At 71.5% G+C, this 13,681-nt stretch carries 11 protein-coding genes; 9 read left to right on the top strand and 2 right to left on the bottom strand.

Going from position 1 to position 13,681, the window contains the following annotated elements; all coding sequences use genetic code 11:
• The first annotated feature begins 125 nt into the window (after positions 1 to 125).
• From ACWEVS_RS03575 to ACWEVS_RS03615, 9 genes are all read left to right on the top strand, one after another.
• Positions 126 to 734, top strand: coding sequence for a superoxide dismutase (locus ACWEVS_RS03575; protein WP_354905717.1), 609 nt, complete (start codon positions 126 to 128; stop codon positions 732 to 734).
• Between the two features lie 70 nt (positions 735 to 804).
• A complete protein-coding gene (locus tag ACWEVS_RS03580; RefSeq protein WP_449917928.1) occupies positions 805 to 1,896 on the top strand; it encodes a serine/threonine-protein kinase in 1,092 nt (363 codons plus the stop codon).
• 35 nt (positions 1,897 to 1,931) lie between these two features.
• Positions 1,932 to 3,632 (top strand): protein kinase domain-containing protein, encoded by a 1,701-nt coding sequence (locus ACWEVS_RS03585; RefSeq protein WP_452549742.1) that lies wholly within the window; start codon positions 1,932 to 1,934, stop codon positions 3,630 to 3,632.
• Positions 3,633 to 3,676: 44 nt separating this feature from the next.
• Positions 3,677 to 5,065, top strand: coding sequence for a class II fumarate hydratase (locus ACWEVS_RS03590; RefSeq protein WP_452549744.1), 1,389 nt, complete (start codon positions 3,677 to 3,679; stop codon positions 5,063 to 5,065).
• Positions 5,066 to 5,504: 439 nt separating this feature from the next.
• Complete coding sequence (locus ACWEVS_RS03595; protein ID WP_354905712.1) at positions 5,505 to 5,894, top strand: hypothetical protein; 390 nt, start codon at positions 5,505 to 5,507, stop codon at positions 5,892 to 5,894.
• Between the two features lie 66 nt (positions 5,895 to 5,960).
• Positions 5,961 to 6,713 carry a 3-hydroxybutyrate dehydrogenase gene (locus ACWEVS_RS03600; RefSeq protein ID WP_449917936.1) on the top strand — a complete coding sequence of 251 codons (753 nt, stop codon included), beginning with the start codon at positions 5,961 to 5,963 and terminating at the stop codon, positions 6,711 to 6,713.
• The gene (locus ACWEVS_RS03605) at positions 6,698 to 8,527 is read left to right on the top strand and encodes a helix-turn-helix domain-containing protein (protein WP_449917939.1); all 1,830 of its coding nucleotides are present in this window, start codon (positions 6,698 to 6,700) and stop codon (positions 8,525 to 8,527) included. Before ACWEVS_RS03600 ends, ACWEVS_RS03605 begins: the two co-directional genes overlap by 16 nt.
• A 107-nt stretch (positions 8,528 to 8,634) precedes the next feature.
• Positions 8,635 to 9,909, top strand: coding sequence for an MFS transporter (locus ACWEVS_RS03610; protein WP_449917941.1), 1,275 nt, complete (start codon positions 8,635 to 8,637; stop codon positions 9,907 to 9,909).
• Positions 9,906 to 10,904: an alpha/beta fold hydrolase gene (locus tag ACWEVS_RS03615; protein ID WP_449917943.1), complete on the top strand. Its 999-nt coding sequence runs from the start codon at positions 9,906 to 9,908 to the stop codon at positions 10,902 to 10,904. The genes ACWEVS_RS03610 and ACWEVS_RS03615 overlap by 4 nt, the downstream gene beginning before the upstream one ends.
• Here ACWEVS_RS03615 and ACWEVS_RS03620 read toward each other — a convergent pair.
• Together ACWEVS_RS03620 and ACWEVS_RS03625 are read right to left on the bottom strand one after the other, a co-directional pair.
• Positions 10,889 to 12,862, bottom strand: a complete 1,974-nt coding sequence (locus tag ACWEVS_RS03620; RefSeq protein WP_452549746.1) for a glycosyltransferase family 2 protein — start codon at positions 12,860 to 12,862, stop codon at positions 10,889 to 10,891. The genes ACWEVS_RS03615 and ACWEVS_RS03620 overlap by 16 nt on opposite strands.
• A gap of 72 nt (positions 12,863 to 12,934) precedes the next feature.
• Positions 12,935 to 13,654, bottom strand: a complete 720-nt coding sequence (locus tag ACWEVS_RS03625; protein ID WP_452549748.1) for an aggregation-promoting factor C-terminal-like domain-containing protein — start codon at positions 13,652 to 13,654, stop codon at positions 12,935 to 12,937.
• Positions 13,655 to 13,681: the final 27 nt, after the last annotated feature.

Below are 13,681 nucleotides of genomic sequence, written 5' to 3' on the forward strand. Positions count from 1 at the left end.
GATACCGCCATCATGCAGTAGTTGCGAATAACTTGCAAGAAGCGGAGCCCTAAGTCTCCGGACCGATGCAGGTGCGAACTCTTTGCAATAGTGTCGGGAGGGCGTTGATCACCTGGAGGTGGATCATGGGTGCCTACACCCTTCCTGACATGCCCTACGACTACGCGGCGCTGGAGCCCGCGATCACGGGCGAGATCCTCGAACTGCACCACGCCAAGCACCACGCCGCCTACGTGAAGGGCGCCAACGACACGCTGGAGCAGCTGGCCGAGGCCCGCGACAAGGGCCAGTTCGGCGGACTGGTCGGCCTGGAGAAGACCTTCGCCTTCCACCTGTCGGGCCACGTGCTGCACTCGATCTTCTGGGAGAACCTGTCCCCCGACGGCGGCGACCGCCCCGACGGCGCGCTGCGCGACGCGATCGACGAGCACTTCGGCACCTTCGAGGCCTTCCAGAAGCAGCTGAGCGCCGCCACCACCGGCGTACAGGGCTCCGGGTGGGGCGTGCTGGCCTACGAGCCGCTCGGCGGGCGCCTGGTGGTGGAGCAGGTCTACGACCACCACGGCAACGTCGGCATGAACACCACGCCGCTGCTGGTCTTCGACGCCTGGGAACACGCCTACTACCTGCAGTATCGCAACGTGCGTCCCGACTACGTGGAGAGGCTGTGGGACCTGGTGAACTGGAACGATGTCGCCAAGAGGTTTGCTGACGTGACGAGTCAGGCGGCTTGACCGAAGTTCGCAACTTTTTATCGGCCCGGCCTCTACTGGTCGGTTTCCGCAAATAGGTAAGCTGCCTGCCATGCGTGCGCCGTCCGGTTACCTCCTTGCCGCGCGCTATCGGCTTTTGGAGCCGGTCGGCCGCGGCGGCATGGGCACGGTTTGGCGAGCGCACGATGAGTTGCTCGACCGTTACGTAGCGGTCAAGGAAGTGCGCCTGCCGACGGTCCTCGACGAGGAGTTGCGCGCCGAGCTCTGTGCCCGCACCGAGCGTGAGGGCAGGGCCACGGCGATGGTCGCGCACCCCTCGGTGATCACCGTCTTCGACGTCGTCACCGAGGACGAACGGCCGTGGATCGTGATGGAGCTGCTCCAGGCCAGGTCCCTGGAGCAGCTCATCATGCAGGAGGGCCCGCTGCCGCCGCGCAGGGCTGCGGAGATCGGCAGGCAGGTGCTCGGCGCGCTGCGGGCCGTCCACGCCAAGGGCATCCTCCACCGCGACGTGAAGCCCAGCAACGTCCTGGTCACCGACGAGCGGGCGGTGCTCACCGACTTCGGCCTGGCGGCCATGGAGGGCGACGCCTCCATCACCCAGGCGGGCATCGTGCTCGGTTCGGCCGGCTACATCGCCCCCGAACGCGTGCTGGGCGCGAAGGCCAGCCCCGCGGCCGACCTGTGGTCGCTCGGCGCGACCCTCTACACCGCGGTCGAGGGCAGGGGCCTGCACGGCAGACGTACGGCGGCCGCGGCGCTGGCCGCGCTCACCAGCGGGGAGCCCATCCCCATGGTCAAGGCGGGACCGCTGGCGCCCGTGCTCGACGCCCTGCTGAGGATCGACCCCGCCACCCGGCTCGACTCGGTGCGCGCCTCGCTCATGCTGGCCCGCGTCGCGGCCGGGGGCGCGGCGGAGGACCCGCTGGCCACCAGGAGCAGGATCCCCCGCCCAGGCCCGGTCCGCCGGCCCACGCATCGCGGCCTGCACCGGGCGGAGACGACCGCGCCGACCCCGGTGGTGCCGCTCCCCAGGAGCCACCGCAGACCGGGCGAGGGCGTGCACAGGAAGGTCGTCGAGCAGCGCCCCAACCCGTCCGGCTATGCCCGATTCATGGCCACTTTGATAAAGGTGTTCCTTCCACGACGCTGGTGGCCGCGCGAACTTCGCAAGCGCGGGTAAAGCGTTCTCCAAGCGGGAATAGATATCTTCTTCTCATGCCGGAACAGCAGAAGCGCCTGCTCGCGGAACGCTACGAGCTGATCACCCCGATCGGCAGAGGGACGATGGGGACCGTGTGGCGGGCCCACGACCGTGCCCTCGGCCGCGAGGTGGCGATCAAGGAGATCCGCCAGGACCCGGGGCTCACCGACGAGCAGCGCGCCGAACTGCGCGAGCGCATGGTCCGCGAGGGCCGCACCGCCGCGCGGATCAGCCACCCGTCCGTGGCCTCCATCCACGACGTCCTCATCCAGGACAACAGTCCGTGGATCATCATGGAGCTCGTCGAGGCCCGCTCCATGGAACAGGTCATCGAGGAGGAGGGTCCGCTGCCGCCCCGGCTGGTGGCCGAGATCGGCGTCGACCTGCTGGGCGCGCTGCGCGCCGCCCACGCGCAGGGCGTCACGCACCGCGACGTCAAGCCGGGCAACGTACTGATCACCGAGAACGGCCGGGTCGTCCTGACCGACTTCGGCATCGCCAAGGTCGAGGGCGACACCCGCCTGACCAAGACCGGCATGGTGATCGGCTCCCCCGGCTACACGGCGCCGGAGCGGGCGCGTGGCGAGTACACCGGGCCGGAGTCGGACATCTGGTCGCTCGGCGCGACCCTGTACTTCGCCGTGGAGGGCAGGCCGGCCTACGAGCGCGCGACCGTGGCCGAGACGCTGGCCGCGCTGATGACCGAGAGCGCCGACCCGCCCACGCAGGCGGGGGCGCTGCGCCCGGTGCTCGAGGGGATGCTGCACAAGGACCACCGCCAGCGCCTGACCGCGGCCAAGACCGAGACCCTGCTGCGGATGGTGGCCGACACCCCGAGCAACGACATCCCGCAGGTGATGGAGGAGTTCGACCCCGACAGGACGATGGCCGTGCAGCGGCCCAAGCCCGCCCGTCCCCAGCCGGCCGAGCCGGTGGACGAGGGGGCCGTCGTCACCTCGAGGCTGTCCATCCCGGTGCGTGCCGACAAGCCGGTCTTCCCGCCGCCGGGCGCCGCCGGACCGCACGGCGAGCCAGGCGCGCCTGGAGCGTTCTCGGGGACGGCCGGGGCCGGGCAGCAGGGGCGGGGCGCGTTCGCGGGACCCGTGGCGCCGGAGGGCAGGGGCGCCTTCGCGGCACCGGCCGCCCAGGGCGGCCCCGGCACGCCTGCCGCCCAGGGCGGTTCCGGGCAGCAGGGTCCCGGTGGCCCCGCCGCTCCCGGCCCGCACCCCGGCCAGGCCACCCACGGCCCAGGACAGGGACCAGGACAGGGACCAGGACAGGCTCCCGGGCAGGGACCAGGGCAGAGACCCGGGCAGGGACACAGCCAGGGACCCGGACAGGGACCAGGCGGGCAGGGCGGTTGGCGCCAGGGGCCAGGCGGCCAGGGCCCGGGTCCCGGGCAGGGGCCTGGTCCAGGTCATGGCGGTCCGGGTCATGGTGGTCCGGGGGTTCCCGGATACGCGGGTCCGCCGGGTGCCGTGCCGTACAACGGCATGCCGCCCGGACCGGGCGGCGTGGCCGTACCGGCTCGTCCCGGTGGGCACGGGACCGACCACCCCGACCGGCAGCCGGGCCTGGGCACCGACCTGTTCGCGATCGCGGGCACGCCGGCGCCCCAGCCGGAGTCCAACAGGGCGGGCGTCCTCGTCCTCATCGGCGTCGCTATCGTGGCGCTGGCCGTGATCGCCATCCTGGTCATCGCCGCCATCTCCTGACCCCGGCATGTCGTGCTCGATCTGGATCGCACAGACTTGGACACATGAGTGAATTCCGGATCGAGCACGACTCCATGGGTGAGGTCCGCGTCCCCGTCGACGCCCACTGGCGCGCCCAGACCCAGCGAGCCGTGGAGAACTTCCCCATCTCGGGTCGCCGCCTGGAGCCCTCTCACATCGCCGCCCTCGGCCTGATCAAAGCGGTGGCCGCCGAGGTCAACGCCGAGCTCGGAGTCCTCGACAAGGATCTGGCCGAGGCCATCGCCCAGGCCGCCGCCGACGTGGCGGAGAACGAGTACGACGAGCACTTCCCCATCGACGTGTTCCAGACCGGCTCGGGCACCTCGTCGAACATGAACACCAACGAGGTCGTCGCCACGCTGGCGCAGGCGCGGCTCGGCCGTCCGGTGCACCCGAACGACCACGTCAACGCCTCGCAGTCGTCCAACGACGTCTTCCCCACCTCGATCCGCGTGGCCGCCGCCACCGAGGTCGTCTTCCACCTGGTGCCCTCGTTGCAGCACCTGGCCACCGCCCTGCGGGCCAAGGCGACGGAGTTCGCGCAGACCGTGAAGTCGGGCAGGACCCACCTCATGGACGCCACCCCCGTGACGCTCGGCCAGGAGTTCGGCGGCTACGCCGCCCAGATCGAGCACGGCGTCACCCGCGTCCAGTCGGCCCTCGCCCACGTGGTGGAGCTCCCGCTCGGCGGCACGGCCGTCGGCACCGGCATCAACACCCCTCCCGGTTTCGCCGCCAAGGCGATCGAGAAGCTCAGCCAGGCGACCGGCATCATGTTCGTCGAGGCCCCTGACCACTTCGAGGCCCAGAGCAGCCAGGACGCGATCGTCGAGCTCTCCGGCCAGCTGAAGGTCGTCGCCGTCTCCCTCAACAAGATCGCCAACGATCTGCGGTGGATGGGCTCGGGACCGCGGGCCGGGCTCGGTGAGATCAACCTGCCCGACCTCCAGCCCGGCTCCTCGATCATGCCGGGGAAGGTCAACCCGGTGATCCCCGAGGCCGCGGCCATGGTGGCGGCCCAGGTCATCGGCAACGACGCCGCCATCACCTTCGCGGGCGCCTCGGGCAACTTCGAGCTGAACGTCATGCTGCCCCTGATCGGCAGGAACGTCCTGGAGTCGATCCGCCTGCTCGCCAACGTCTCCCGCCTGCTGGCCGACCGGTGCGTGACCGGGATCACCGCCAACACCGAGCGGCTGCGCGAGTACGCCGAGTCCTCCCCCTCGATCGTCACCCCGCTCAACCGTCACGTCGGCTACGAGGAGGCCGCCAAGATCGCCAAGCAGGCGCTGGCGGAGCGCAAGACGATCCGCGAGGTGGTCATCGAGCGCGGCCACGTCGCCAACGGCACCATCTCCGAGGCCGAGCTGGACGCGCTGCTCGACGTGCTGTCGATGACCGGGCCCTCCTGAGGGACGGCGGGACCGCCCCACCCCGCGGGTCCCCGTGACCCGGCGCGGGGTAAAGGTATTTCCCGGCAAATCCCAACGTTCCCCCCGGGCTGCGATAACGATTCGCCAACGCCGCCATCCGATCCCCCCATCACGTCGTCAGAGGAAGGCATCGACCCTCTGGCGAAAGGCAGGACGCCCCCGTGCAACAACCGGATTGCGTTTCGCGCGCGAGCGAGGGCGGCACCGGCGACCGGGGTATCGATGCCGGTGGTTCCGCCTCGCGTCCGCGGGGCGCCGAGGGAGGCGGTGTGGGCACCCCAGGACTGCACAGGTCCGCTCAGCGCGGCCCGCCGACGCGGCATGAGGTTCCGAGCTTCGACACCATCCCCTGAAGGAGCGAAAGGAGGAGTGGCGCCGCCCTGGCCGTGGCGGTGCCACCAACCAGATGAAGATCCTGATGCTTCGCCTCATGCAGGCCATGCGCCACGCCAGGGCCAAGGACCTGACGAGGCACCTGTCGGCGACGCCGCTCGAACACATCTACGCCCGGTTCGGGCGTGACATCCTCGCCCAGGCCGCCCAGGACCGCGCGCTCTCCGACGCCATCGCGCGGGAGGTCGCGGAGATCGACAGGTCACTGGAGGAGGAGGGCGTGGATCCCACCCCCGTCGAGCTGCGCTCCTTCCTCATGGGCTACGGCCAGGGCGTCATCGACTCCGCGGTGATCCGGCCCGACCTGGTCGCCAAGGACACCAGCTGCGGCAGCGTCTACCCCAGTTCGGTGGTGAAGCTGGGCGCGCTGAGCCAGAAGGCGTTCGCGGGCGGCCTCATCAAGATGTCCACATAGTGCCGCGAAAAGGTATGTGGGCGGCCTCCATGTGCCGTCGGCGGAGGAGGGTCTAGGGTCCGAGGCATGACCGACGAGCTGACCGGGCGGACCGCCCTGGTGACGGGGGCGGGTAGCGGGATCGGCAGGGCGTGCGCCGTCCGGCTGGCGGCCGCGGGCGCCAGGGTGCTGGTCGTGGACATGTCGCGGGAATCCGCGGAGCGCGTGGCAAAGCAGACCGGCGGCGTCGCCGTCGTCGCCGACCTGTCCGACTCCCGCTTCCTGGACGCGCTGCCCGACGAGCCCGTGCACATCCTGGTGAACAACGCCGGCTTCCAGCACGTGGCGCCGATCGAGGAGTTCCCTCCGGAGATCTTCTCCAAGATCGTCAAGGTCATGCTGGAGGCCCCGTTCCTGCTGGCCAGCCGGGTGCTGCCGGGCATGTACGCCGCAGGCTGGGGCAGGATCGTCAACATCTCCTCCGTCCACGGCCTGCGGGCCTCGCCGTACAAGGCGGCGTACGTGGCCGCCAAGCACGGCCTCGAAGGACTGTCGAAGGTGATCGCGCTGGAGGGGGCGGCCAAGGGTGTGACCTCCACCTGCGTCAACCCCGGCTACGTGCGCACCGAGCTGGTGGAGAGGCAGATCGCCGCCCAGGCCGCCTCGCACGGCATCCCGGAGTCCGAGGTCGTGGAGCAGATCATGCTCGCCCCCGCCGCGATCAAGCGCCTGATCGAGCCCGAGGAGGTCGCCGAGCTGGTCGCCTACCTGTGCGGGCCCGCCGGGTCGTTCGTCACCGGAGTCTCCCTCCCCCTGGACGGCGGATGGACGGCTCGCTAGCGTTCCTCGATCTGCTGGCCCGTGAGGCGCCGGCGGTCGAGTTCGAGGGCCCGATACTCAAGGCCAGGGCCGAGGGCGCCGGCCCGCGGGCGCTCGAGGAGCTCGAGGAGGCCAAGCTGGCGGCGCTCAAGGTCCGCGCCCTGCTGCGGCGCAGGGCCAGGCGTGAGGCCGAGCTGAGCGCGCTCTACGACACCGCGGGCGACCTGGCCGGGCTGCGCGACCTCGACGCCGTGCTGGAGGCGATCGTCCACCGGGCCAGGCAGCTGCTGGGCACCGACACGGCCTACATGACGCTGCACGACCCCGAACGCGGCGACACCTACATGCGGGTCACCGACGGCTCGATCTCGGCCGCCTTCCGCTCGCTCAGGCTCGCGATGGGCGCGGGGCTGGGCGGCCTGGTGGCGCAGACGGCGACGCCGTACTCCACGGCCGACTACTTCGCCGACGCGCGCTTCCGCCACACCACCGACATCGACGAGGCGGTCAAGGAGGAGGGCCTGGTGGCCATCCTCGGCGTGCCGCTGCGCCTCGGGCAGCGGGTGATCGGCGTGCTGATGGCGGCCAACCGCAGCGCGCGGCCGTTCGCGCAGGAGGAGGTGGCGCTGCTGGCCAGCCTGGCGGCGCACGCCGCGGTCGCGATCGACAACGCGCGGCTGCTGCAGGAGACGCGCAACGCCCTGGAGGAGCTGTCCCACGCGCACCGGACCGCCAGGGAGCACAGCGACGCGGTGGAGCGCGCGGCGCTGGCCCACGACAGGATGACCTCGCTCGTGCTGCGCGGCGGCGGCATCGAGGACGTGGCGGCCGTGGTGACGGAGGTGCTCGGCGGCACGCTGGCCGTTCTCGACGAGACGGGACGGCCGCTGGTCGGCGAGGTGGAGCAGGGTGTCCTCGACGCGGCGGTGCCGGGCAGGACCGTGCGCAGGGGCGACCTCATGGTCACCGCCAGCGCGCCGCTGTGCACGCTGGTGCTGCGCAGCGACCCGCACCACAGGGACGCCGCCGACGAGCGCATCCTCGAACGCGCGGCGCTGGTCTGCGCCCTGCTGCTGCTGTTCCGCAGGAGCGTTGCCGAGGCGGAGGGCAGGGTACGCGGCGAGCTGCTCGACGACCTGATCTCCCGGGCCGCCGAGGATCCCCAGGGGCTGACCGACCGCGCCCGCCGGCTCGGCGTCGACCTGGCCGCGCCGCACGTGGTCGTGGTGGCCAGGCACGAGGGGCAGCGCGAGCGGGCCGCCTTCTGGGCCTCCTCGCAGGCCACGCTCTCCGGCGGGCTGGCCGCCGCGCGCGGCCAGGAGGTGGTGCTGCTGCTGCCCGGCACCGATCCGGGCGCGCTGGCGCAGCGCGTCGCCGCGGAGCTGACCGTCTCGCTCGGCTCGTCCGCCACGGCGGGCGCGACCGGCCCGATCAGCGACCCGACGCAGGTCCCGCGCGCCCACAGGGAGGCGCTGCGCTGCGCCGAGTCGCTGCTGGCGCTCGGCCGGGCCGGCGACGGCGCGAGCGCCGCCGAGCTCGGCTTCGTCGGGCTGCTCATCGGCGAGGGCCGCGACGTGGGCGCCTTCGTCACCGGCACGCTCGGGCCCGTCGTCGACTACGACGAGCGCAGGGGCACGGCGCTGCTGAAGACGCTCGCCGCCTACTTCGGCTCGGGCGGCTCCCCCTCGCGCACGGCCGAGGTCATGCACATCCACGTCAACACCGTCACCCAGCGCCTGGACCGCGTCGCCCAGCTCCTCGGCGACGGCTGGCAGGAGCCGGAGCGGGCGCTGGAGATCCAGCTGGCGCTCCGCCTGCACCGCCTCAGCGGCTGACCCACATATCACCCCCGCCGAGTATGGGGCGCGCGCCCATATGAGTGATGCCGGTCACTCCTTACCGTGAGCAACAACCCCCCACTCCCCCAGACAGGCGAAAGCTCATGAGCATCAAAAAGATCGTGGCCGCGAGCCTGATCGGCACCACCATCGAGTGGTACGACTTCTTCCTGTACGGCTCGGCCGCGGCCCTCGTGTTCAACAAGCTGTTCTTCCCCGAGTCCGACCCGCTGACCGGCACCCTGCTGGCCTTCCTCACCTACGCCGTCGGCTTCGTCGCCCGCCCCCTCGGCGGCCTGGTCTTCGGCCACTTCGGCGACCGGCTCGGCCGCAAGACGCTGCTGGTCATCAGCCTGCTCATGATGGGCATCGCGACCTTCCTGATCGGCTGCCTGCCCACCCACGCCGCCATCGGCGCGGGCGCGCCGGTGCTGCTGACCGCGCTGCGCCTGGTGCAGGGCTTCGCGCTCGGCGGCGAGTGGGGCGGCGCGGTCCTCATCGTCTCCGAGCACGGCGACTCCAGCCGCCGGGGCTTCTGGGCCTCGTGGCCGCAGGCCGGCGCGCCGGGCGGCAACCTGCTGGCCACCGGCGTGCTCGCGCTGCTGGCGGCCTTCCAGTCCGACGAGGCGTTTTTGTCCTGGGGTTGGCGGGTGCCGTTCCTGCTGTCGGGCGTGCTGGTGCTGATCGGGCTGTGGATCCGGCTGTCCATCAGCGAGTCGCCGGTCTTCCAGCAGGCCCCGCCCCTGGAGGACAAGACGCCGCTCGCGGCCGTGCTCAAGTACCACTGGCGGGACGTGCTGATCGCCATCGGCGCCCGCATGGCCGAGAACATCTCGTTCTACCTGATCACCGTGTTCGTCATCACCTACGGCACGACCGTCGTGAAGCTGGACAAGCCGACCATCCTGAACGCCGTGCTCATCGCCTCGGCGATCCACTTCGTCACCATCCCGCTGTGGGGCGCGCTGTCGGACCGCGTCGGCCGCCGCCCGATGTACCTGGTGGGCGCGGCGGGCGTCGGCGTGTGGATCTTCGCCTTCTTCCCGCTCATCAACACCGGCGGCTTCCTGGCCATCACGCTGGCGGTGACCGTGGGCCTGCTGTTCCACGGCATGATGTACGGCCCGCAGGCCGCCTTCTTCTCCGAGCTGTTCGGCACCAGGATGCGCTACACCGGCGTGTCGATCGGCGCGCAGCTGTCGGCCATCGTGGCGGGCGCGCTGGCCCCGATCATCGCCGTCAAGCTGCTCCAGGACTTCGGCACCTGGGTGCCGATCGCCGTCTACCTGGCCGCAGCCGCGGCCCTTACGCTGTTCGCCGTCTACGCCGCCCGTGAAACGCAGGGCAGCGACCTGGCGGAAGGAAAGGTCGTCGCATGAAGGTCACCACCGCACGGCTCACCCACAACGTCCTGACCGGACCGCGCGACGAGGGCGAGCCCGTGCTGTTCGTCCACGGCAACGTCTCGTCGGCGGCCTTCTGGCGCGACAGCCTGGCCGCCCTGCCGGAGCCGTACCGGCCGCTGGCGGTGGACCTGCGCGGCTTCGGCGACAGCGATCCCGCGCCGGTCGACGCGACGCGCGGCCTGCGCGACTTCTCCGACGACCTGGCCGAGCTGATCGAGGCCATGGGGCTGGGCCCGGTGCACCTCGTCGGCTGGAGCATGGGGGGCGGCATCATCCTGCAGCTCCTGCGTGACCGGCCGGCGATGGTCCGCTCGCTCACCCTGGTCAACCCCGTCTCCCCGTACGGCTACAGCGGCACGGAGGGCGCCGAGGGCCTGCTCACCCACGCCGACGGCACCGGGTCGGGCGCGGGCGCCGCGAACCCGGACTTCGTCGCCAGGCTCGCCGCGGGCGACCTGTCGGACGAGGCGCCCACCTCGCCCCGCGTGGTCTTCCGCTCGGCCTACGTCGCCAAGCCGGTCGCCGACGAGGACTTCTACGTCGCCTCGATGCTGTCCACCAGGGTCGGCGAGGACAACTACCCGGGCGACGCCGTGACGTCCGAGGGGTGGCCGGGCGTGCGTCCGGGCACCCGCGGCGTGCTCAACGCCCTGGCCCCGGTCCACTTCCGCATCGACGACCTGCACACCGTCGACCCCAAGCCGCCCATCCTGTGGATCAGGGGCGCCGACGACGTGATCGTCGCCGACGGCTCGCCGTTCGACCTGGCCCACCTCGGGCAGCTCGGTGTCGTGCCCGGCTCGCCCGGCACCCCGGCGCAGCCCATGGTCGCCCAGACCAGGGCGGCGCTGGAACGCTACGGCGACTACCGCGAGGTCGTGCTGGCCGACTGCGGCCACAGCCCCCACATCGAACAGCCCGAGGAGTTCCGCGGGCATCTCGTGGAGCACCTTCAGTCGCGCAGGTAACGGTGCCTGCCCGCCCGTGCCAGCCGTACGGCGTGCCGTGCGCCTGGCACGCGACGGGCCAGCCTGCGCAGCAGCGTGTCGCCGCCCATGGGGTCGCGCGGGAGTTCGACGGGCGCGGTCGGCGTGACCTGGATCCTGCCGCCGTGCACCTCCAGCGCGAAACGCAGCCCTGTCTCCTGCTCGTCGGTGCGCAGCGACGACGTCCACCTCCCTGGGCCGATCTGGTCCTTGCCGGGCAGCCGGGCCATGGGCACCTTCGCGATCAGCTGCCCCGCGGTCTTGCCGGGCAGCCCGGGCTCGACCAGCGCGGGCACGCTGACCTCCCGTTTGCGGCGGCCGGTGCCGCGCAGCACGAGCTCCATGGCGGGCCCGCCGCTCGGCGGCACGTACGGCACCGGCACCACCACGTAGACGTGGCCCTCCCGCCTGGTGACCGTCGTGCCGCGGGAGACGAGCGCGATCGAGTCGGCGAACGTCCGCGGCTCGATGCACAGGCTGAGCTCGCCGTCGTCGCTCCAGCACGGCACGATCAGCCGCCGCCGCGGCCGCTCGGCCAGCACGCCCAGGCAGGTGGACGGTTGCCCGTCGGCGTGCCTGACCCTGGCCGACGCGCGGTGCGCCCCGCCGTACATCCTGACGTGGACCGCCCAGAGGCCGGACGGCAACGCCTCGCCGAGCGCGGCGGTGGCGACGTCCAGACGCGCCTGCCCGTGCACCTGGACCCTGACCCTGCCGTGTTCCCTGATGCGCACGACCTCGCAGACCACCGGGACGAAGTAGACGTCGCCGGTCTTGTCGTGCTTGACGTAGACCTCGATGTGGGCCCGCTCGACGGCCTCGGTGACGTCCGTGACCGAGTCAGGCAGCAGCGTCTGGTCGACCGAGCCGGGCGGACGCCAGTACAGCCGGCCCTCCTCCTCGCGGAATCTCGCGGGCTCGTCTGCGGAGGTGTGGATCTCCACCTCGAGGCCGAGCTCCAGCACCTCGTCCGACCAGCGCACGTCGCCCAGTTCGGCCCACAGCTCGGCGCGCCGCGACTCGTTGGCGAAGCTGACGAGCTGGTCCAGGCGGCCCGCGCGCATCATGGACGCGACGGCGCGCAGGTGGACGGGCAGATAGCGGTCCAGCCGCTCGGGGAACCGCTCCATGATCAGTTCCCTGAACATCGTGAAGATGAGGCCCCTGTCGACGGACGACCCGGCGAACCTGGGGCTGAGGAACGGCCGCAGCACCATCGAGCGGAACCAGTAGGCGTAGATCCGGTCGCGCTGCCGCCCCTCCTCCGTGCCGCTGTCGATGACGTCGAGCAGCGCGCGTAGCTCGGTGAGCACGACCGGGGGGTCGTCCGGCTCCTCCCGCTGCTCGCCCAGGTGGCAGCACACCTCGTCGGCCAGCACGGCGATGACCTTGGCCCGCAGGTAGGCGGCGAGCGAGAAGGCCTGCTCGGCCACCTTCCCCCCGGACACGGCGAAGCCGAGCCGTTCCTCCTCGAGGAAGGCCCTGCGGTAGAGCTTGTGCGGGGTGAGCAGGGTGAGCAACCTGTCGCGCAGGATGTCGGCCCGCTCCCTGTTGGCCTCGAAGGCGACCATCGGCGGCCCGTCGTCCCTGACGAGCCGGCCGACCAGCACGTCGGCCTCCGTCTCGACGGCGCGCTCGTGCATCAGCGCCAGGGCGTCGCGCTCCAGCCGGTCGGCCTGGTCGAGCAGGTAGACGTAATCGCCCCTGGCGCTGGCCATGCCCACGTTACGGCCGCGCATGGCCGAGCCCGTGCGCGGCAGGTGCAGGACGCGCACGTTGCGCCGCACGGAGGCGACCGTGTCGAGCCGCTCGGCGGTGCCGTCCGTGGAGCCGTCGTCCACGAAGATCACTTCGTACTGGTCCTGCGGCAGCGTCTGCTCGAGCACCGAGCGGATGCACGCGTCGGCTGTATCGCCTGGATTGTGGACATTCACGATCACGCTGACCTTCACACGGTCAGCGTGAGCCGTCCGGTCAGCCGCGGCGAGCAGGCTTGCCCATCACTGGGAGTGTCAGTACCAGCCCGTTGCCGTGGAATGGCCCCACGCGCCACAGGGTGTGCCGTACCGACCCTTGATGTAACCCAGACCCCACTTGATCTGGGTGGCGGCATTGGTCTGCCAGTCGGCGCCCGCGCTGGCCATCTTGCTGCCCGGCAGCGACTGCGGGATGCCGTAGGCGCCGGAGTAGCGGTTCATGGCGCGCTCGTTCCAGCCGCTTTCCTTCTGCCAGAGCTTCTCCAGGCAGCCCCACTGGTCGGCGCCGAAACCGAAGCCCGCCAGCATCTCCTTGGCGACGGCCTTGTTGCTGCCCGGCGAGGGGGTGCTGCCGGGCGGGAAGTTGGCCGCGGGAATGCCGTTGCCGCCGGGGCCCTGCTCGGCCACCTCGATCGGGTTGAGCTTGGGCTTGCCCTTGCGGCTGGCGGCGAGCTGGTCCTTGCGCATGGCGCTGACCGCCGCCTCCTTGAGGACGTCGGCGCTGGGGTCGGGGGCGAAGGGGTCGCCGCCGAGCAGGCCGTTCAGCTCCGGCAGGGAGAGCGGGGCCTGCGGCGGGGCCGTGGCGTTCTGGTAGGCGGTGTAGGCGGTGTAACCGCCGCCGCCGAGAATGACGACGAGTGTGAGCCCGATGATCACAGCGCGCTTGGCCGACTGCTTGGGGGAACGTGGCGGGCGGCGGCGACCGCGGGGCACCTCGGGCGCGGGGTGCTCGCTCAACTGCGGACCTGGGTTCACGACCTATGAGCTTGCCCTGACTTGGGG

The sequence above is a fragment of the Nonomuraea sp. NPDC003754 genome (assembly GCF_053605785.1).